Below are 20,592 nucleotides of genomic sequence, written 5' to 3'. Positions count from 1 at the left end.
CCTCTTCGCAGACTGCAATTTGTTTTACAAAGTAAATATATCTATCTCTAGCTGATTTTTTATCATGGCTTTAAAACGTAGGATTTCCTCCCATAGATCCAATTGGATCTTGCTGAGTATAAATCCCTTCGCTTGGAGCATAGTATCTGAAATTATTGTAGTAAAGACCTGTCTCAATATCCTCATATTGATCTTAATATCTGAAAGGAATAAAGCCTTTCAGATATTAAATTTATTCCATTCGACATAAATAGCATGCTTTTCTTCTGACTATACTTGATTTCCTTGTACATTGCAGGCTTCTACAGACATTCCAATTTTCTCCTTTGTTCAATTACTATCAGGATCCATATTCCATATTTTTTTATTAATAATTAATAAAGTCTTAAAAATAAGGGCAATAACCCCCTTATTAAAGGATTTATTGCCCTTTGCTAATTTATCCAAATTGAAATGCAAATCATTTAAAAACATTTTTGCAATTATAAAAACCAAACACCTTTTATTAATTACTTCTCTTATTCTTCCTTGTTATATACTGTAATAGGAGCAGTACAGATAAAAATCTCTACCTCCAATTATTTCAACTAACCAATATATAAATAATTAATCAAATTATCAACATATTCCTCTTTTTTCAAAATATTAATCAAAGAAGACTTTAACATTACAATAAAATCATCATAGACTTCAAATGTTTCTTCATCCATTATCTCTCCCGCAAAATTCTCATGTACTATTACTAATGCTACCGAAAGAGAATCTAGAAAATCCGAAAAAGAATCTGCAATTGGAAATAATTCACTTGTTTCATAGCTTGCTAAAACAGGTGAATCCTCTTGGTCTGTTGCAACTACAATTGGATCATCATCCTTGTCTGCAAATACAAGCCAATTTGGATCCCAATTTGGATTTTCATTTTTTCCGATCCCTATCCATCTAAATCCTTCTTGCCTACGCTCCAAATTATCAGGTGAGTAAAGATAAAGATTAATATCTCCAAAATCGATACCTATACCATCTAATTGATATCCATCATGACGAACATCACAGATTATTTCACAATTTTTATAAAAATATTCTAATTCAGGTGAAAGGTGTATTTCTTTATTTATTTCTAAATCTGGTAAATTTGATCTGTAATAAAGTTCACCTGTTTTTATAACAGGTGAAACTCTAGGATATTTTTTTGTTGTTTGTATAAAATTTTTTAACGCTCGTTCTATACTTGACATATTAACTTCCTTTCTTTTGGTTATTATTTTATTTACATTTAATAGACTTATTTATCATTGCTTGACGGTCTATTAAACGTCCTTTAGTACTATTCTGTGTTGTACCTCGATGCCCTTGTTTCGAGTGTACATGCTCATTTCCATTTGGATGGTTATGATTTTGTAAAAAAACAATATTTCTAGGATCCCCTTTCCATTTGTGCCCTAGTTGACCATTCCCTTCGACACTGTTAATATGATGCCCCGTGTACCCTATTTCTGTCATTACACTAGCTAATTTCCTATTAGGAGTGTTTTTAATTAATTCTATTTCTGCTTGTGTCCAATTTCTTGTTCCTTTATTAGTAAGTTGAATTAACTCTTTTTCAAATTTCCAAGATCTGTTAATCGTCGTTTGTCTTGCACCTGATTTAGCAGTCAAACTATCATGAGTTTTATATCTAATTAAACTTGATAGTCCAAATATATCAATACATATATTTGGATTATAAACATATCCATAGAGAGTAGGATTATTTCCTTCAAGTCCAATTGGATCCTGTTGAGTATACAAACCTTCTGAAGCAGAGTAATACCTAAATCTATTGTAATACAGTCCTATTTCTACATCTTCATACTGCCCTTGATAACGGAATGGAATGAAATCTTGTTCACCTGTAAATTCTTTCACTCGTCCATAAACATCAAGTTCAGCTGACCAAACTCTCTTACCTTCCCCATCATAGGCTTCTACAGGCGTTCCTAGATAATCACTAATAATACTGTAGTTACCTTCACTCGTAATTTTAGCTGAAGGTACAAACCCTTCATTAAAAAATACCCATGTGACTAGATTATCTGATATTTCAGACTCGTCCTGTGACTCAACTAGATTTTCTAGTTCAACTGAATCATTCTGTGAAAAATACTCATGTAGGATCTTATTCCCATCCCATACGAATTGTATTATTTTTTCATTTGAACTCTTCTCAATTCGTCTACCTAGCGAGTCATACTTGAAAGTAACTTCTGTGTTGTCTGGTTTGATGACCTTCGACATCATGCCATTGCCAAAGTATTCGTACTTCCACGTATCACCATTCTTTTCGACTTTTTGAACCAGATTTCCTTCCTCATCATAAGAGAATTTGGCATCTCTCGTTTCAAGCAATCTGCTGCAGGCGCCATAGACACGATCTGTTTTTTCTTTCGTTTCATACAAGTTCCCGACATCATCCACACTGCGGTGTAAGAAGTCAAATTGACCGCCTTGATTGGACCAAACGAGGTTACTGAATTCATCGTAACCATAGGTAACTTTTACACCTGTTAACTCGTTGACCATGCTTCGTAATCGATGATTGACGTCCCAATTATACACTCGTCTTCGTGTATGACGATTTTGACCACTTATTCGATGCTGTGTCGGTCTACCTGCTACATCATATTGCCATTGGCTTATGACATCTCCTGGTAGGATTCTCTCTATCTCTTGACCGAGTTCATTGTACTGCATCGCTGCTGTCCAATGCTCTTGCTCTGAGCGAGAAGCCGTGATTTGCGCCACATTTCCCATCACATTTCGAGCGACATCGATTTTTGCACCTAAGCTACTTGTAATTTAGGAACGGTTGCCTAATGCATCATAGCTACTTGCAATCCAATGGTCATTTTGCCACTCCTTGATGACTTGACCAGATGGGTCTCGCTCTAACTTTACGGTTACATGTTCATTGGCAGTCTCTATTAACGAACCATTTTTGTCATAGCCAAACGTTTCCCAGGTATCGTCATAATAATCTGAGCGAATGACATTTCCTAAACCATCATGTTGATACGCTGTCCAGCGATTATCTGGACGAACAATCCTCTGCACTAATCCTGCCTGACTTCGTTCATACGTTTTTTCCATCTCATCAAAACCAATTTCCTTGATGATATTTCCTTTCGTATCACGTTCAAACTGGTACGCTTCGCCTTTTTCATTGATGACAGCGGTTAACTGCTCCTCTGTATCATAGTTGAATTTGACTTTCTTCCCACCTTGTTCTCGAACCTTCAAACTGCCAAGAATGGTGTAATCAAAGGCTACTTGCGTATGGTTATCTTTCGCAAAAACAATATCGTCATAGGCATTGTACTGCAATTGAACATCGTTACCATCTAACGTCACTTGACACAAGTTCAGATCAGTATCATAAGCTAAGCTTTAGTTGGATTTAAATCAACAGTTTTTTAAAAAGTTCAGATCTTTATTATAAAAGATCAAAAGGGCAATAAAATCCTTTTAAATGGATTTATTGCCCTTTTTAAATTAAACTTCAAAATAATACCCTGTAGTATTTCTTTTATCTGTGATAATTCTAAAGTCGTTTCGTATATGCATTTTCAGTTTCTTAGTCTATAAGATTTAATTCACATCTGCCACATTAAAGTTATATTTTTCATCTTCGCGTGGATCATTAAAACCTTTAAATTCATTTACTTTAACAAGAGAAAACAAAAATCCAAAATTTGCATTAGGATAATCTAATTTCTTCTTACGTGCATAGCCCTTTATAGATACCAAATATTTACCAGAAGAAACATTATATCCAAATCCGGAATATAGTGTCTCTCCATCTAATGTTTGATATGATACTTCATCATTTCCTATAAATTTATTTCTATCGAATTCATAAAATGAACCAATACTAGCAATCCATAATGTATCTTTAACATAAATATTGAAGTCATGATATACTATTTTCTCTTCCCATTCATCGTCAAAAGACTGATTACAATTATCAAGTTTGATTACATATTCTATAGAGTCTATTGGTAAAAAAGGAATCCAAATACCCTCAGCAAGTGAAGTTAAATATCGATTATGATTATCCTGAAAATTTTTTAAAAGTTTTTTTGACCTAACTTTTTCATTTTTTAAAAAATCTTCTAATACGTCTAATGAAAATAAACAAATTCCGTAACTTGAGACATCTAAAATTCTTTCCATCATAACATCTCCTTTTCTTCTATTTACAAGGGATTTTTCCATCCGAATGTAATTCTTTTAATTTCTCTAAAGCTTCTGCAGGGGTTAAATTTTTGAATAATCTTTCGTCAGTGTAAGGGATTTTTAAATAACCTTTAACGTCAATTTTTTCATATGCTTTAGCACCTTTTTCAAAAAATTCATCTACTGTACCAGTAAACTTTGAACCGTGATAAGGTATTCCAGCTTCTATAAGTTTTTTATGCAATTTTTTGTGAAGTTCTGCTGTTCCAGCCCCCTTATTTGGATACCATGAAATCGAATTATTTTGACTTAATTCTAGAATGTCTAAAGCCTTAGCTATTGATCTCGGCATCAAATGATGGCCCATACCAGTATCTAATAAATCTGAGTATAATCCAAATTTATCTATATTCTTATTCGTATCCCGAACATACCCATATAAAGATGGATTCTTGCCTTCAAGACCAATCGGATCCTGTTGAGTATACATTCCCTCCACAGGAGAATAGTAACGGAATCTGTTATAATATAATCCGATTTCCATGTCTTCATACTGACCCTGATACCTAAACGGAATGAAATCCTGCTCACCAGTGAACTCCATCACTCGTCCATAAACATCAAGTTCAGCTGACCAAACCTTTTTACCTTGTTCATCAAAGGCTTCAACAGGTGTTCCAAGATAATCACTAATAATACTGTAGTTACCTTCACTCGTAATTTTAGCTGAAGGTACAAACCCTTCATTAAATACCCATGTGACTAGATTATCTGGTATTTCAGACTTGTTCTGTGACTCAACTAGATTTTCTAGTTCAACTGAATCATTCTGTGAAAAATACTCATGTAGGATCGTATTCCCATCCCACACGAATCTCATTGTTTTCTCGTCAGAACACTTCTCTATTCGTCTACCTAGCGAGTCATACTTGAAAGTAACTTCTGCATTATCTGGTTTGATGACCTTCGACATCATGCCATTACCATAGTACTCGTACTTCCACGTATCACCAGTCTTTTCGACTTTCTGAACGAGATTTCCTTCCTCATCATAAGAGAATTTGGCATCTCTCGTTTCTAGTAATCTGCTGCCGGCGCCATAGACACGATCTGTTTTTTCTTTCGTTTCATACAAATTCCCGACATCATCAACACTACGATATAAGAAGTCAAATTGACCGCCTTGATTGGACCACACGAGGTTACTGAATTCATCGTAACCATAGGTAACTTTTACACCTGTTAACTCGTTGACCATGCTTCGTAAGCGATGATTGACGTCCCAATTATAGACGCGTCTTCGTGTATCGCGGTTTTGACTACTTACTCGATGGTGTGTCGGTCTACCGGTTACATCATATTGCCATTTGCTGATGACATCTCCTGGTAAGATTCTCTCTATTTCTTGACCAAGTTCATTGTATTGCATCGCTGCTGTCCACTGTTCTTGCTCTGAACGAGAAGCTGTCATTTGCAAGACATTCCCCATCACATTACGAGCGACATCGATTTTTGCACCTAAGCTACTTGTAATTTGGGAACGGTTGCCTAATGCATCATAGCTACTTGCAATCCAATGGTCATTTTGCCACTCCTTGATGACTTGACCAGATGGGTCTCGCTCTAACTTTACGGTTACATGTTCATTGGCAGTCTCTATTAACGAACCATTTTTGTCATAGCCAAACGTTTCCCAGGTATCGTCATAATAATCTGAGCGAATGACATTTCCTAAACCGTCATGCTGATACGCTGTCCAACGATCACCCGGACGTTGAATCCTCTGCACTAATCCTGCCTGACTTCGCTCATATGTTCTTTCCATCTCATCAAAGCCGATTTCCTTGATGATATTGCCTTTCGTATCACGTTCAAACTGATACGTTTCGCCTTTTTCATTGATAACAGCAGTTAACTGCTCTTCTGTATCATAGGTGAATTTGACGTTCTTGCCACCTTGTTCTCGAGCCTTCAAGCTGCCAAGAATGGTGTAATCAAAGGCTACTTGCGTATGGTTATCTTTCGCAAAAACAATATCGTCATAGGCATTGTACTTTAATTGCACATCGTTACCATCTGAAAGGTTAGCCCGTACAAGGCGATTCAAGTTATCATAACGGAATTTCTCTGTGGCCCCTAGCGGATTGGTCGTTGTTGTGCAGTTACCACGACGGTCATACACCCATGTCGAACTTGTCCCGTCTGGCAACGTCACTTGACTCAGGTTCAGATCAGCATCATAAGCTAAGCTTACCATATGGCCTTGCGCATTCGTTACCGTTTCAATTAAATGATGCTCATTATACGAGAATTCCGTTTTCGTGCCATCTTCTAAAATATTTGCCTGTAACGTCCCATCTTCATTATACATCCATTGATTACTTCCACCTTCTGCGTTAACAGCCTGAATCATCCTATCCTTGTCATCATACTGGGAGGATAAGGTACTGCCATCTGCGCCAGTAATCGTCACTGGATTTGCCCACTCATCATAGCTAAATGTCGTCACACGACCATCTTCATCTACTGCTTGGAGTAATTCAAAGTCCTCATTATATTCATAACTGACTTCACTACCATCTGAATGAACAATTTTCGTACAGAGGTTATCTTCGTTAAAATAGTAAGTACTCTTATGGCCTAAGCTATTGGTAATCTCATTATAGCCCCCGTGATACGAAAGCTCACCTGCAAGTACATTGCCGTCTCCCCATGTTTTGATTACTCGTGCACCTGTAGTTGGCCCATCATAGCGCCAGAAGAAGCTATTTTTATTTCGATCCATTTTTTGCATCATTAAGTGATTGTTATATTTTATATGCGTACTTTGCCCTAATGCATCTTGGATTTCAACTAAATCTTGTCCATCATTGTAAATATAACGAACCAAAACTTCACGACTCATCTGATTACGTAAGGCGACTTCTGTCATTCTGCCTGCCTCATTAGTCGTAACCTCGAGCACTCTACCAACACTGTCGGTTACTTGGGATAAGAAGCCTTTAAGGTTATACGCAAATTGAATATGATGGTCTTGCTCATTTCTTACTTCTTTTAATCGGTATTTCGTCTCTATTGTTTGTTCAAATACATAAATCAATCGTGTATCATGCTCAAACAAATGATACTCCTCACCTGTATTTGTCAGGGTCATTCTATCTTTTTTATTAAAATATGACAAATTTATTGGTAAAATTGGAAAGCCAACTACGCGACCATCTGTCACCACAATCCCAATCAGGTCTTCTTCTTCAAATATCTCTAAGGCTAGATCGTATGTAAAGTGCATACCATGACCGGACAAGCCAACCCGACTACTATCACTGTACCAAGCACGTTCCCATGATAGGGGGATCGGTCCAGGTAGTTCGAAGTCGACACCTTCATATATCATACGCCCTGTGATTAAATCAACAGGTTCAAAACCTTTTTTACAGAATTTATCACTTAACCCTTTTGTACAATTAAATTTCTTTAATACCCCATGATTAAATTTCGTTAGCTCCGTTTTCGCCATAGCCTTCATACCGTCTACTGCCTTCGAAACAGCTAGCACTTCATCCATCGAGGAGATGACTTTATCTGCCGCCGTCTTCACGCTCTTAGATCCTTTGTTAGCTAGCCCCGTTACTGTATCTAGCGTTTTAGAAACTTTCGTATAAGCTGCTTTCATCCCTTTTACTGCTTTTGATGCATCCACTACCTTATCCGCAGCTTTTGCGGTTGTAATGGCTGCATCTCCAACTTTTGCCGCTTTACCGGCCTTATAGGCTGTTTTTGCTGCATCTCCAACTACTGGGACTGCACCTACTATGTTCATAGCTGCCCCCATGTAATCTCCTCTTGCCAAGCTAATTCCTGCATTCGCAATATCTGCAAATGTACCGATGACAGGAATAAACCCAGCGACATCCAGTGCTAAACTTACGCCATCTACTAAACTACTAAACCAGCCTTTCTTCTCTTTCTTCTCTTCTGCCTTTTGCGGGAAAATTAAGTCGACTTTCGACGTAGCTTCGATTGCTTCTTCATTTAACTTCGGTGGTTGACTTTGCTTCTCCGTACCTTCTTGATCAATGAGCGTACTAATTAACTGTGTGTCACCTGCAAGGATCACATGACTTTGCTCCTGTGCTGATACAGCAATCCATTCTTCCGCCTCCACAGATAGCTCTTTCATTCCACTAATTTCGAGTGTTTCATCTGCCGCTAGCATGATGGTACTGTTGCTAAGAAATGTTATGCCTTCTCCATCATCCATTTTTAAATCCAATACCCCATCTACTGCACTAAAGGTAATATCTCCAACACCTAATGTCATGTCTTTCCCAGCATTGGTCGCCAATGACTTAACGGTAGAATCCGCCATTTTCTTCGTTGCCTTTTGCCCCCCCTCTGGTGTGACTGGATCAACACGCACCGAGCTGATGACGATGGCCTCTTCTTCAACTGCACTAGGAAAATGCAATTGAGCCCGTGCACCTATTTGGGGCATTAAATACATAACGCCATTGGCATCTGCTGAATAAGCAAACCAATGTGCTTTTTCTTTATCCTGGTTTTTATCTATATCTAAATGAATTTTGACTGTGTTTTGCGTGACATCAATGATCTTTCCTGTAAAAGCTGCACCAATGAGGTCCAAATTGCGTACCAATCGCTGACGAATACTTTTCTCTGGTTGGGCAGTATATTGAAACTTCAACACACCCCCATCAAGATGGGTTTCCCTAGCCGTTACAACATAGGATCTTCCCTTGAATTGCACCAACGTGCCCAACTCATGGGGCTCCGTGCTTTCAAACTCACAAAAGGTATAATCGGCTTCGCTGACATCAGTACCATCGTTTTCAGTAATCAACCGGTACGCATCGACATCCATACGTAATACAGAAGGCAGATGGTCGATGGTTATGCTTTTCCTACTTTGAGGTGTACCAAGCCAGAATCGAGCACCCTTTCCTTTTAAATCAGGAAAAACAACCGCGTGCAAACGGGAGGCCATTCTTTTAATAAATGCCCAATCTGTTTCTAAATATTGAATCGAAATACTATCAATGGCTTGACCGTTAGAAGCCTGGTCGATGTAATCCCCTTTAGGATAGGCGCTCACGATGTTATTGATTAACTGCACATACGTCATATTCGCATCTTGAAATGAACGTGAGCGCTTCTCAATATCCATATTTGCCGTAAACGATACAGCCTCAACTGAGACATAATGCACGCCTTGTGATGCCTTCAACTCCGCATTTTCAATTCTTCCTGAGAATAATATGTCTTTCTCTCGCCCAAATCTCACTACAACTTCATCTGTATGACTGACCCGCTGAATATATTTTTGCGCTTGCTCTTCAGCAATCATTCCTGTAAAGTACAATTTCGCATGGTCATTGCCCTTATGTTTGATTGTTAGTTTATCTAAATGTATAAGTGGATAAGGCCATTCGAGCACAAGATCTTCATACGTACTAATCCTATGTACTTTATTTTCTTCTAGCGATTTCATTACTTGCCTCCTTTCAATGGACCACTTCTTTTAAAAACCTTGTATCGGTATTTCTAATTCCTCTTGCCCGTCATGAACAATATCGATTTTGCCTCCACCCGCTGAGCATTGAGTATGACAGCGGTTTAATAACGCTTGCTTCCCTTCGACATTGACATTTTCCATCCCCTCCAACCAATCAATGGAACATACTGGCGTACACGGTTTTTTCAACTGTAAGCACACACCAAAGGTTGGGATATTTTCAGGGTTTCGATCCCCCACATTCATCACGGCCTTCCCTTTGATATATACGCCATGATCTTGCGGCAAGTTTAAATAATTAAGATGGCTACCATGCTCACAGGAAATAATTGCCCCATGTACCACATAACTAAATTGCTCCTGTTCCGTGCTTTCTGTCTCCAAATTTTCCACAACTTGAGCCATTAGACATCCTTCCTTTCGTATTCGTTTGTGGTTAAATATCGCTTCAACACTGTCCAACACTACCTGCAACAGTATTTTGGAATGATTTATTAGAATTATTTATCGTCTTTCTAGTCTTACTCGCTGCAACTGGATCCCAAGAAAGGGTCTTCGCAACATACTTTCTGCCACATCTAAATTGACTATGGTGAAAGATTCCTTTTTGCTATCGACTTGAAAAATACAATCCAGTTCCACTTTCTTAGGGTCGATCACGAGCTCCTTCATTTGTCCGTCTGGATAATAAGTCGTCTCATGGGAAATACAGTTCTTCTTCACAATGTCCATAAGCCAATATACGCGCTGTGTCCCTTTCTTCACATCCGTAAAGACAATGGCTGTAAAATCTAAGTTATCCTCGTATTTCGCTAACAACTCTTTCAAATCATCAGACACAATTCTTCGCGGCTTGTCCAAATAATCCAGGTATAGCGCATTCTCTTTCTCTATCACTTCCCCGAATACAGACGAACAGACAAAATCATCTTCGAGGTCTGTCTTCAAAGGAATGATTGGATTTGTAATACTTTGATCTTGCCGAACAATAAAATACTCCATCTTTTCCTCCTGTAACCATCATTGCTGTATCTCATAACTTTTGCACATAACATCAAAGTTAATGAATCCAATGAATGTCTTTTATCTGGTCTGGGCTAAATAGACATTTCTCTTGATCACGTTTAAAGAACGTGGCCCCTTTTAAAATGGCACCTGTAAAGTTGGCGCCTGCAATCTGCGCAAACTCAAACCTTGCATTTTCCAAATTTGCATTACTGAAATCAGTACCTAGGTAACACGCAACTTCAACATCGGAAAGCATCAGCGTTTTTCCCTGTGCATGCGTAAAATCAGCGCCTGCTAAATTGGCATTTCGAAAATCAGCATCTTGAATGACTGCATAAGAAAAATCAACATGCACTAACCTACAATCTACAAAGCTAGTACCCATGCAAACACTTTGTTTCAATGAAGCACCTTCTAAGTCACTGCCATTGAAATTGGCATAGGAAAAGTCTATTTGGTTGAAATGTTTCTGCTGTAATTGAAGGTTTGAGAAGGTTTCAAACGTATACGATTTGTCCATCTCTTCTTTCTCTAACCATGCGAGCAAATTTTTTTCCACCCGTTCCCGTTCATCTATGACCGCAACATCTTCACTAAACCCTTTATATTCACCGACACGAAATCGTAAGCACGCTGCTCGTTGAAAATCTATTTCAGGTACGCATTCTTGTTGATAGCGAAAGAGGTAGCGTACCAATTGAATGATATATTGATGAAACAGGGTCACTGTCTGTTGTATGATCCCTCGAATATCAGCTGCTTGGATGGAGAGATATGGCTTTCTTTCTTTTTCAAGCGTTTTTTGTAAATCTATAATCGCCTCACTAAGCCATTCTGCTTCATACTGTGCCGTGCATTCTACCCAATCGTAGTACCATGTTTCTCCATATGCTTCTAGCAAATATGTACACTTGTTTTCTAGTAATGATGTTCGCAATAATGAGAAATGAATAAAGCCAACTGGCGCTAGCTTTTCCTGTTCTTGCTGATCTCTAATATTCGCAAACAGCTGTTCAAGTGCGTCAATGATTGGTTGTAGCAATTTTTCCTTCTCTTGGCGAAACTGTCGATCAACCTTCTCCTGCAACCGGCTGACATGAACTGACACGCATTCATCCATAAAATGCTGTAATGCTTCTTCTCGTTTCATGCATCCACATCCTCACTAATTTGCTCGTACTTCTGTTCCTTTAATCTCCATTTTGTCTTCCATCTTGATTGAATTGTCTTTACAAGTCATCTCAATTTTCTCAGTCGCATTAATCATAATTTGTTTTGCATTGATGACGACTTTCTCTGCTGCTTGTAAGTTAATATTTTTATCACTTATTATCGAAATTCCATTATCATCCATCAGCGAAATTAATAACCCTCCACCAGATATGACAATCCGATCAGGTGCAAGTAGGATTTGTTTACCATGCTTGGTTCTGAGTGTTTTTACATCTGGATCGGCCATCCGCGCTGGATCTTGGCGACCATCCTCTGATGGTGCAGCACTTGATTGACCGCCACCACCTTGACTGGCTGGATTACTTTTTGCTAACATCGCACCAGATTGTGGAGGTGCTTTTGATACGGAACTAATCGCAATCCCTGCATCCTCACGATTGCTTGGGAAGTAGATTCTAACATTATCAGATAACTCTGGCATAAAATACCATCCTGTATTATCTTCTGATGCATAGATCGTTGAATATGGAAACCAATAGGCCGTATCTTTTTCTTGACCCTCATCGAAATCGACATGAATGCGAATTTTGTCACCTGCAACATCAATTACTTTTCCTTGAATGGAAGCACCAATAATGGCTTGATTATAAGTAGTGTGGACACTGAAACCGTTCTGAGGTGTTAACGTATAGATATGCTTGAATAAACCATCTTTTAGCGTCGAGAAGATTTTATAGACATACAATTTTTTTGATTGAAAAGTAACTTCATTGCCTATTTTGAATAGTTGAATCGATTCTACTTCATAGTACATATAGTCACTGTCGGTAATACTGTCGAGATGATTTTTACTGGAGACAAGGAAGTTGCCAATCGCCTTTTTGACTCGATAATTGATTGCATCTATTTTCTGCTTGTTCCCAGCTTGAAATGGTACACCGAAGTAAAACTTTGCAGCTGAGTGAACAGTGTCTGGCACCAATCCTGTATGAAATCGTGATGCCATTCGTTTAAGAAACTCCCAATCTGTCTCTAAATATTGCATCGTGAAGCTACCAAGACTAGCGCCATTTGTGACATAATCCATGAAATCTGCACCTTTTTGATCGGCAATACATACATCTATTAATTCACTATAGGGCATACTCGCATTTTGATAGGTTTGGTTTTTCTTCTTAACATCTAACACATACGTATGCGAAACGGCTTTAACCTCCAAATAATATGTGCCCATGACTGATTTCACTTGTACATCTAACGCTAGCCCATTAAAAATAGGAATAGTTTGTCCATTACTGCCGATTTGCAATACTTCAATAGCCGTTTCTGCATCTGTCATATATACATAAGAATCTTCGAGCTCATCTGGAATCACGCCCGTTAAATGCAATGTAGCATGCTCATTCATTTGTTGAGTAATTTCGATTTGATTGACGCGAATATTATAGGGCATCACAATCATATCTTTATACGTTAAGGCTGTTTCCTTTTTCATCCGATCCATCAAACAACACCCTCTTTATCTAATAATTTGTTTTCAACCGAGATAGATTCCATCATGCCGTAAGCAATGGGTTTCCAAATATTCATCTCTTTCTTCAAACAATTAATCGAGCCCATCGTCACATTCTCGCCTACCCTAAACAAAAACATTAAATTATAAATTTTGTTATCTAGTGCTGGCATGATGAAATCAAAGTAACCAATTTGTACACCGTTAACTTCATTCATGTCGATATCCAACATTTTTGCAGTTGGCTGCGTTTTTTGAAGTATATTCATCATGGTCTGTGTGAAATCTTCCAATTCCTCTGCTTTTATCTGTTGTTCCATGATTTTCATCGTGACGTTGATTGACGTACTTTCGCTTGTATAGATATAATCCGGTCTACGACTTGATGGATATTTAATATCCATTAATTCAGGTTCCATCACGTCAAATGTTGCAGGAAGGCACATCCGGATTTGATCCTCATAAAAACTAATTTCTGTAAACTCAATCGTTTCATCTTCGATCATTAGCTGACCTTCTTTAATCGCTTTAACAATATCAGTATGTAATAATTGGTTTTCGATGTTCTCCATTCGTTTCTTCTGCCTTGCATGTTTCGTCATTTCGATAACTTCTTCATCCATGAAATCCATTTGTTCACGCTCCTTTATTTCGATTCATTTCTATTATTCGTTCTATCTCATAACCTAGTATTTTCTTACTTCCCTAGTTTTGTCATCGCTCACTCATTAGCAATTAATTGATGCTTTTTGTTATTAATTTACCTTTTTTTACCCCTACGCTAGAATTAATTACATATATGGTAATTAAATAATTAATTGGTTATTTTTATCTGTAAACATGCTAATAAACCATAGATAAAAAGTCAATATTAATCTTCAATATTACTCAGAATAGATAAAAAGTATTCCTAAAGGTCGGAAAAATGAGATTTTTAGTAGTTAAATATACTGTGTGAAAGAAGGATAATGTGAAACTTTTTTAGTGGGTGGGATCTTACTTTTACGGGCAGTTAATGCGGGATAATGTGAAACTTTAATCAGTTCTTTGCTTTCGTTGAATTTTGGGCGGGAGTCTTACTGCCTGTTATAATGTGAGACTTTAGTCAGTGTGGATTTTCTTTATCCCTCACTGATTATTAGTCTTCACCAATCGCTACGGGCAATTAGTGCGGGATAAAATCAGAGGACGGTAAATAACTAAGCCAATTACAAAAGAAAATGGCACGGAAGATATTTCCGTACCATCAAAAAATTAAAGCAACCGCTTCTTTAACTTAATATTAAAATCAATAACCATTACAGCTAATCCTGTTTTAAACTTCTGCTACTCTATTTATAAGGCTTTCGTTACTTTCAGCCTTTTAAACTTAGCTTTACTACACACTCGACATGTGTGGAGTGTATGTGGCAACACATTTCCATCATCAATCAACATTGTTTGATTCAAAGTTACTGAGCAATGCACGCACTTCATCTGTTGATTTCGTGTTCATCAATTGATTTCTTAATTCACCCGCTCCACGGAATCCTTTGACATAAATTTTGAAAAAGCGATGAAGTCCTGTGATTGAACGTGGTAGTGCTTCCGCATATTGATCTTGAAGATCCAGCTGCAGTCTTAAAAGATCAAGGTACTCTTTGCTGCTATGCTCTTTTGGCTCTTTTTCAAAAGCAAACGGATTTTTAAAAATACCTCGCCCGATCATAACGCCATCTATACCATATTGTTCAGCAAGCTGCAGCCCAGTTTGACGGTCAGGAATGTCGCCATTGATGGTTAGTAGCGTATTTGGTGCGATACGGTCACGTAATTTTTTGATTTCCGGAATTAGCTCCCAATGCGCATCTACTTGGCTCATTTCCTTTCTTGTACGTAAATGAATAGAAAGGTTCGCAATATCCTGTTTTAAAATATGCGTTAGCCACTCCTTCCACTCATTTACATCGTTATAGCCAAGTCGTGTTTTCACGCTGACAGGCAGTCCGCCCGCTTTTGCTGCTTGAATAAGTTCTGCCGCAACGTCTGAACGCAGAATAAGGCCACTACCTTTCCCTCTCGATGCCACATTCGGTACAGGGCAGCCCATATTAATATCGATGCCTTTAAATCCTAGCTCTGCCATGCCAATACTCATTTGACGGAAATATTCGGGATTATCCCCCCAAATATGTGCCACCATTGGCTGTTCATCTTCTGTAAAAATCAAACGGCCACGCACACTTTTCATGCCCTCTGGATGACAATAGCTATCCGAATTTGTAAACTCTGTAAAAAATACATCCGGTCGACCGGCTTCACTTACTACTTGACGAAAAACAACATCTGTCACATCTTCCATTGGTGCAAGTACAAAAAAAGGTCGTGGTAAATCACGCCAAAAATTATCTATCATGTCAAACTCAAATCCTCTCACTATGGATACAACTTCAAACTCTCGGTCAAAAAATATAAAGCCAAATGTTCTACTTCTTTTACACTTATATCATGCTTAATAACTTATTATCAAACACAAATACATTTGGCCATTTATAATTTGTGAAAATCGGCAATGTTTATTTTAACGAAAATCGGTCCTGAATGGTATTTTTATAAACAAAAAAAGCAGATGGTATAGATTTTTTTCTATATCAACTGCTTTTCTATTAATCCAACTCCAACCACGCGACAGCTTCACAATGCGTCGAGTGCGGGAACATATCAACTGGCTGAATTTCCTGTGTTTTATAGCCCCCGTCTTCTAAAATGCGTAGGTCGCGTGCTAAGGTACCTGGATTACATGATACATAAACAACACGTTTTGGGCGTTGTTCTAGTATTGTTGTCAGTAATGCTTCGTCACAGCCTTTACGTGGAGGATCCACAACAAGCACATCTGCTTCCTTGCCTTCCTTATACCAACGTGGGATGACTTCCTCTGCTGGACCTGCTTCGAAATACGTATTTGTAAAGCCATTAAGCGCTGCGTTACGCTTTGCATCCTCAATTGCCTGTGGAACTATTTCGACCCCCATCACAGCCTTCGCTTTTTGTGCAAGGAACAGTGAAATCGTGCCAATACCACAGTATGCATCAATGACACGCTCATCACCCTGTAAGTCAGCGTAGTCTAGTGCTTGTTTGTATAGGACTTCAGTTTGCTCAGGGTTTACTTGATAAAATGAACGAGCTGAAATTTCAAATCGAACACCGCCAATTGTATCAATAATAACGTCCTTGCCCCAGAGATTTACAGTTTCATCACCGAAAATAACATTTGTTTTGTCACTGTTAATGTTCTGCATAATCGATGTAACATTGGGCACAAGTTTTTGTATAATCGCCACAGCTGCTTCTTTTTGAGGGAATTTTTTCTTTTTCGTCACCAAGACGACCATAACTTCACCGGTTGCTCGTGCTTTGCGAATGACTACATGACGTAGCATGCCTTCATGAGTTTGCTCATTATACGGTCGAATACCGACTGCAGCTAATTCCTTTTTCAAACCTGCAAGTATAGCATCCGCTTCTCCTGTCTGAATCAAGCAACGCTCCATATCCACAATGCTATGTGTTTTCGTTTTGTAGAAACCGGCAATTGCTTGTCCTGCTTCATTTATCGACAAAGGAATTTGCGCTTTGTTACGATAATGCCATGGATCTTCCATACCCTTTACAGCTAATACAGGCGCATCAATTTTACCAATGCGCTGCATCACATTACGCACCATATTTTCTTTCCACTTAAGCTGCCCCTCATAAGATAAATGCTGTAATTGACAGCCGCCACATTGGACGAAATATTCACAAGGTGCATCTACACGGTCTGGTGAGGGCTTTATGATTTCTATGACTTTGGCAAAGCCATAGTTTTTTAATGTTTTTAAAACATGCACCTCTGTCGTTTCGTTAGGAAGTGCGCCTTGGATAAATAACGGATAGCCATCGACTTTTGCTACGCCATTTCCGTCATGCGTTAAATCTTCTATATAAACTGTGAGTCGATCATTCTTTTTTACGGGTGCTGACATTCGAACATCCTCCATTTCAATCTCCTTATTGTAGCATGCAGAGGCAGATGAAAAAAGAACATGGGTTGAATTTCTCAGGTATGCTGGAAAGTAAAAGTAACGGCCCGAGCGTTACGGAATTCTACCTGAGCGGTTTCTCGGTTGACCGGAGCGGTCCCAACCTCTAGCTGAGCGGTAACTCCTCTTACCCGAGCGGTCCCAGCCTCTAGCTGAGCGGTAACTCCTCTTACCCGAGCGGTCCCCAGCTTTACCTGGGCGATTTCTCGCTGACCCGAGCGGTCCTCACCTTTACCTGAGCGGTAACTCCTCTTACCCGAGCGGTCCCAACCTCTAGCTGAGCGGTAACTCCTCTTACCCGAGCGGTCCCAGCCTCTAGCTGAGCGGTAACTCCTCTTACCCGAGCGGTCCCAGCCTCTACCTGAGCGATAACTCCTCTTACCCGAGCGGTAACTCCACTTACCCGAGCGGTCCTCACCTTTACCCGAGCGTTCTCAACCTTCACCCTAGCTTTGGATAGCGCTCATTTACATAACTAGAGTTAAAAAAGAGCCGCTATTCGCGACTCTTTCTTTCGTTTTTCGTTGCATGATAATCTCTCGGTGCCCACCAGAAAGCAACAGCAATACCGATAATGACGACTATAAATGGTGCATAAAAAATGATAAAACTATCCATCACTACAACCTACCTCCTATGCGTGATTATCTTCTTTCCCAGTTACATAATTTTTGTTGAATAAGAAAAGTTTCAACAATAAATATAAAGATGGAATGAGCAGACATAAGCCTAAAATAAATGCGATGATTAAGGCGATCGCCATTTGTGTGCTCGTAAAGCCATCGTAAATTGTTAAGTATGGATACAGTAAATACGGATATTGAGCGATGCCATACGCAAAGAAGGCCACTGCAAATTGTGCAATTAAAAGCCCTACAGCAAGCCCATAATTTTTGCGCTGCCATAATAGCACCACCGTAATGATAAATAGTACGGCTGAAATGGCAAACATCCACCATAAGTTCACCATATGACTATAGCTTTCTGGGTTGATTGTTTTCATTTCATACATTATCCCAATCGCACTAATCATTAAAGGAAGTGCCCAAATCAGGGCATATTTGCGCATTAAACTTGTTGCTGCTTTATCATTTGCTTTATGCGCGTACCATGTTAAGAACACGGCTGATATATACAACACAGCGGCAATGCTCAAAACAACGATGCTCCAAGCAAATGTACTTGTATACAATGTAAAATAATTCAGCACTGGTTGCCCATTTACAATATCCACATAGCCACCGCCTGCAATCGCAAATACGACAGAGAGCGATGCGGGAATGAGTAAACCTGCCACACCATACGTTAGCGTGTAACCGATATGTCCACGTGAACCATATGCCTCAAACGCATAGTATGAGCCTCGAATCGCCAGCAATACTACCGAAATACTAACTGGTATAAGTAAAATCGTTCCATAATAGAAGGCTGTTTGCGGGAAAAAACCGACAATCCCCACAAAGAAGAATACTAAAAAGACGTTCGTTACTTCCCACACTGGCGATAAATAGCGTTTTATAATATTCGTCAGAATGTGATTCTTCCCGATCAGTAAACTATAGGCATTAAAGAACCCTGCGCCAAAATCTATTGATGCTACAATCACATAGCCAAATAAGAAAATCCACAATACCGAAATTCCTAGAATCTCTAAGGTCATAGGATATCACCGCCTTTTTCAGAATGGCGATCTTCAATTTCACGTTCAATAGGGTTCTTTTTAAACATACGAATTAATACGACAATACTGCCGATTCCTAATACTGCATAAACGCCCGAAAATAGTAGCATCATTAAATCCACATGATCGCTTGTTGTAGCGCCTTCTGGTGTACGCATTAATCCATATAAAATCCACGGCTGACGACCGACCTCAGCAAGCCACCACCCTGCTTCAATTGCAATAATTGACAGCGGACCGCCTGCAACAATAATCCATCGATACCAACGAGCATGGATGAATTGCCAACCACGTGCTTTTCCTAACACATAAAGTAGTGATACTAACACCATAAACATGCCAATAAAGACCATGATATTAAATAAATAGTGAATATAGAGTGGAGGGCGATCCTCTTCGGCAAATTGATCTAAACCGATTACTTCTGCCATTGGATTATTATGCGCTAAAATACTTAATGCATAAGGTACTTTAATGGCATATTTCACTTCTCCATCTTGCATTATTCCGAGTAAAATAAGTGATGCTTTATCTTCCGTTTCAAAATGCCACTCAGCTGCCGCTAATTTTTCTGGTTGATATTCTGCTAAGTACTTTCCTGAGAAGTCACCAATAATTGCTGCTGCAATTGAGAAAACTAGGCCAACCTTCATAAGTAATAACAATGCCTTTTTATGATATACATGATCCGAACCTTTTAACATACGATAACCTGCAATGGCCGCTAATACAAATGCTGCTGTCATATATGCAGTAACCAATACATGGGCTACCTTTGTTGGCATTGCTGGGTTAAACATCGCTATAAAGGGTTGAATATTAACAAGCTGCCCGTCAACGATGTCAAAGCCTTGGGGTGCATTCATAAACGCATTCACAATCGTAATAAATACTGCAGACATGGAAGCACCAATCGCAACTGGAATCAGTAAGAGCATATGCTTTTTCTGACTTTCAAAGCGATCCCAAGTGTATAAGTATATGCCTAAGAAAATAGCTTCAAAGAAAAATGCGAACGTTTCCAAAAATAGCGGTAAAGCAATTGTTTGACCTGCTAGTTGCATAAAATTAGGCCATAGTAATGATAATTGCAAGCCAATCGCAGTTCCTGTTACGACGCCTACCGCAACCGTAATAACGAAACCACGTGCCCAACGTCTGGCTAATAAAATGTAGTGCTCATCATTCTTTTTATATCCAGTCCATTGTGCAATCATAATCATCAGCGGTACACCCACGCCTATCGTTGCGTAAATAATATGGAAAGATAGGGTCAGTTCCGTTAATGCTCTACTCCAAAAGACTGCTGATTCATTTACCATTTCTTTGCCCTCCTAACTTCCGAATACTTTACCAAGAATGGAAAGTAGCATGATAATCGCAACGCCAAAACTTAACAACATAA

At 38.8% G+C, this 20,592-nt stretch carries 16 protein-coding genes; all 16 read right to left on the bottom strand.

What is annotated here, in order from left to right; all coding sequences use genetic code 11:
* Nucleotides 1-70 precede the first annotated feature (70 nt).
* Nucleotides 71-178 carry an RHS repeat-associated core domain-containing protein gene (locus ACQKII_RS12605; RefSeq protein ID WP_427459863.1) on the bottom strand — a complete coding sequence of 36 codons (108 nt, stop codon included), beginning with the start codon at nucleotides 176-178 and terminating at the stop codon, nucleotides 71-73.
* Nucleotides 179-587: 409 nt separating this feature from the next.
* The gene (locus ACQKII_RS12600; protein ID WP_427459684.1) at nucleotides 588-1,235 is read right to left on the bottom strand and encodes an SMI1/KNR4 family protein; all 648 of its coding nucleotides are present in this window, start codon (nucleotides 1,233-1,235) and stop codon (nucleotides 588-590) included.
* 28 nt (nucleotides 1,236-1,263) lie between these two features.
* Complete coding sequence (locus ACQKII_RS12595; protein WP_427459682.1) at nucleotides 1,264-2,781, bottom strand: RHS repeat domain-containing protein; 1,518 nt, start codon at nucleotides 2,779-2,781, stop codon at nucleotides 1,264-1,266.
* A gap of 54 nt (nucleotides 2,782-2,835) precedes the next feature.
* Nucleotides 2,836-3,387 carry a hypothetical protein gene (locus ACQKII_RS12590; protein WP_427459680.1) on the bottom strand — a complete coding sequence of 184 codons (552 nt, stop codon included), beginning with the start codon at nucleotides 3,385-3,387 and terminating at the stop codon, nucleotides 2,836-2,838.
* A 237-nt stretch (nucleotides 3,388-3,624) separates the two neighbouring features.
* The gene (locus tag ACQKII_RS12585; RefSeq protein ID WP_427459678.1) at nucleotides 3,625-4,209 is read right to left on the bottom strand and encodes a hypothetical protein; all 585 of its coding nucleotides are present in this window, start codon (nucleotides 4,207-4,209) and stop codon (nucleotides 3,625-3,627) included.
* A 19-nt stretch (nucleotides 4,210-4,228) separates the two neighbouring features.
* Nucleotides 4,229-9,721, bottom strand: a complete 5,493-nt coding sequence (locus ACQKII_RS12580) for a DUF6531 domain-containing protein (RefSeq protein ID WP_427459676.1) — start codon at nucleotides 9,719-9,721, stop codon at nucleotides 4,229-4,231.
* Nucleotides 9,722-9,751: 30 nt separating this feature from the next.
* Entirely contained in the window at nucleotides 9,752-10,150 is a 399-nt protein-coding gene (locus ACQKII_RS12575; protein WP_010857170.1) for a DUF4280 domain-containing protein, read from the bottom strand.
* 99 nt (nucleotides 10,151-10,249) lie between these two features.
* A complete protein-coding gene (locus ACQKII_RS12570) occupies nucleotides 10,250-10,747 on the bottom strand; it encodes a hypothetical protein (protein WP_427459674.1) in 498 nt (165 codons plus the stop codon).
* A 58-nt stretch (nucleotides 10,748-10,805) separates the two neighbouring features.
* Nucleotides 10,806-11,903, bottom strand: a complete 1,098-nt coding sequence (locus ACQKII_RS12565; RefSeq protein ID WP_427459672.1) for a pentapeptide repeat-containing protein — start codon at nucleotides 11,901-11,903, stop codon at nucleotides 10,806-10,808.
* Between the two features lie 15 nt (nucleotides 11,904-11,918).
* Nucleotides 11,919-13,430 carry a phage baseplate assembly protein V gene (locus ACQKII_RS12560; protein WP_427459670.1) on the bottom strand — a complete coding sequence of 504 codons (1,512 nt, stop codon included), beginning with the start codon at nucleotides 13,428-13,430 and terminating at the stop codon, nucleotides 11,919-11,921.
* Nucleotides 13,430-14,071 carry a hypothetical protein gene (locus tag ACQKII_RS12555; protein WP_427459668.1) on the bottom strand — a complete coding sequence of 214 codons (642 nt, stop codon included), beginning with the start codon at nucleotides 14,069-14,071 and terminating at the stop codon, nucleotides 13,430-13,432. The genes ACQKII_RS12560 and ACQKII_RS12555 overlap by 1 nt, the downstream gene beginning before the upstream one ends.
* A gap of 794 nt (nucleotides 14,072-14,865) precedes the next feature.
* Nucleotides 14,866-15,834 carry a tRNA dihydrouridine synthase gene (locus ACQKII_RS12550; protein WP_427459666.1) on the bottom strand — a complete coding sequence of 323 codons (969 nt, stop codon included), beginning with the start codon at nucleotides 15,832-15,834 and terminating at the stop codon, nucleotides 14,866-14,868.
* A gap of 250 nt (nucleotides 15,835-16,084) precedes the next feature.
* Nucleotides 16,085-17,449, bottom strand: a complete 1,365-nt coding sequence (gene rlmD / locus ACQKII_RS12545; protein WP_427459861.1) for a 23S rRNA (uracil(1939)-C(5))-methyltransferase RlmD — start codon at nucleotides 17,447-17,449, stop codon at nucleotides 16,085-16,087.
* A gap of 552 nt (nucleotides 17,450-18,001) precedes the next feature.
* Nucleotides 18,002-18,124, bottom strand: coding sequence for a cytochrome bd oxidase small subunit CydS (cydS, locus tag ACQKII_RS12540; RefSeq protein WP_427459859.1), 123 nt, complete (start codon nucleotides 18,122-18,124; stop codon nucleotides 18,002-18,004).
* Nucleotides 18,125-18,140: 16 nt separating this feature from the next.
* The gene (locus ACQKII_RS12535) at nucleotides 18,141-19,166 is read right to left on the bottom strand and encodes a cytochrome d ubiquinol oxidase subunit II (RefSeq protein WP_427459665.1); all 1,026 of its coding nucleotides are present in this window, start codon (nucleotides 19,164-19,166) and stop codon (nucleotides 18,141-18,143) included.
* A complete protein-coding gene (locus ACQKII_RS12530) occupies nucleotides 19,163-20,509 on the bottom strand; it encodes a cytochrome ubiquinol oxidase subunit I (RefSeq protein WP_427459663.1) in 1,347 nt (448 codons plus the stop codon). The genes ACQKII_RS12535 and ACQKII_RS12530 overlap by 4 nt, the downstream gene beginning before the upstream one ends.
* Between the last annotated feature and the right edge of the window lie 83 nt (nucleotides 20,510-20,592).

It is taken from the genome of Lysinibacillus sp. NPDC048646 (genome assembly GCF_050272295.1).
Classification (GTDB): Bacteria; Bacillota; Bacilli; order Bacillales_A; family Planococcaceae; genus Lysinibacillus.
The sequence above is the reverse complement of the archived record's forward strand: the minus strand, read 5'-3'. Positions and strand labels throughout refer to the sequence as shown.

What these genes read in the sequence shown, in the direction of transcription:
- ACQKII_RS12565 (WP_427459672.1), bottom strand. Translation starts at nt 11,903, where the DNA reads ATGAAACGAGAAGAAGCATTACAGCATTTTATGGATGAATGCGTGTCA.
- ACQKII_RS12560 (WP_427459670.1), bottom strand. Translation starts at nt 13,430, where the DNA reads ATGGATCGGATGAAAAAGGAAACAGCCTTAACGTATAAAGATATGATT.
- ACQKII_RS12530 (WP_427459663.1), bottom strand. Translation starts at nt 20,509, where the DNA reads ATGGTAAATGAATCAGCAGTCTTTTGGAGTAGAGCATTAACGGAACTG.
- ACQKII_RS12585 (WP_427459678.1), bottom strand. Translation starts at nt 4,209, where the DNA reads ATGGAAAGAATTTTAGATGTCTCAAGTTACGGAATTTGTTTATTTTCA.
- ACQKII_RS12555 (WP_427459668.1), bottom strand. Translation starts at nt 14,071, where the DNA reads ATGGATTTCATGGATGAAGAAGTTATCGAAATGACGAAACATGCAAGG.
- cydS (WP_427459859.1), bottom strand. Translation starts at nt 18,124, where the DNA reads ATGGATAGTTTTATCATTTTTTATGCACCATTTATAGTCGTCATTATC.
- rlmD (WP_427459861.1), bottom strand. Translation starts at nt 17,449, where the DNA reads ATGTCAGCACCCGTAAAAAAGAATGATCGACTCACAGTTTATATAGAA.
- ACQKII_RS12575 (WP_010857170.1), bottom strand. Translation starts at nt 10,150, where the DNA reads ATGGCTCAAGTTGTGGAAAATTTGGAGACAGAAAGCACGGAACAGGAG.
- ACQKII_RS12580 (WP_427459676.1), bottom strand. Translation starts at nt 9,721, where the DNA reads ATGAAATCGCTAGAAGAAAATAAAGTACATAGGATTAGTACGTATGAA.
- ACQKII_RS12535 (WP_427459665.1), bottom strand. Translation starts at nt 19,166, where the DNA reads ATGACCTTAGAGATTCTAGGAATTTCGGTATTGTGGATTTTCTTATTT.
- ACQKII_RS12570 (WP_427459674.1), bottom strand. Translation starts at nt 10,747, where the DNA reads ATGGAGTATTTTATTGTTCGGCAAGATCAAAGTATTACAAATCCAATC.
- ACQKII_RS12600 (WP_427459684.1), bottom strand. Translation starts at nt 1,235, where the DNA reads ATGTCAAGTATAGAACGAGCGTTAAAAAATTTTATACAAACAACAAAA.
- ACQKII_RS12550 (WP_427459666.1), bottom strand. Translation starts at nt 15,834, where the DNA reads ATGATAGATAATTTTTGGCGTGATTTACCACGACCTTTTTTTGTACTT.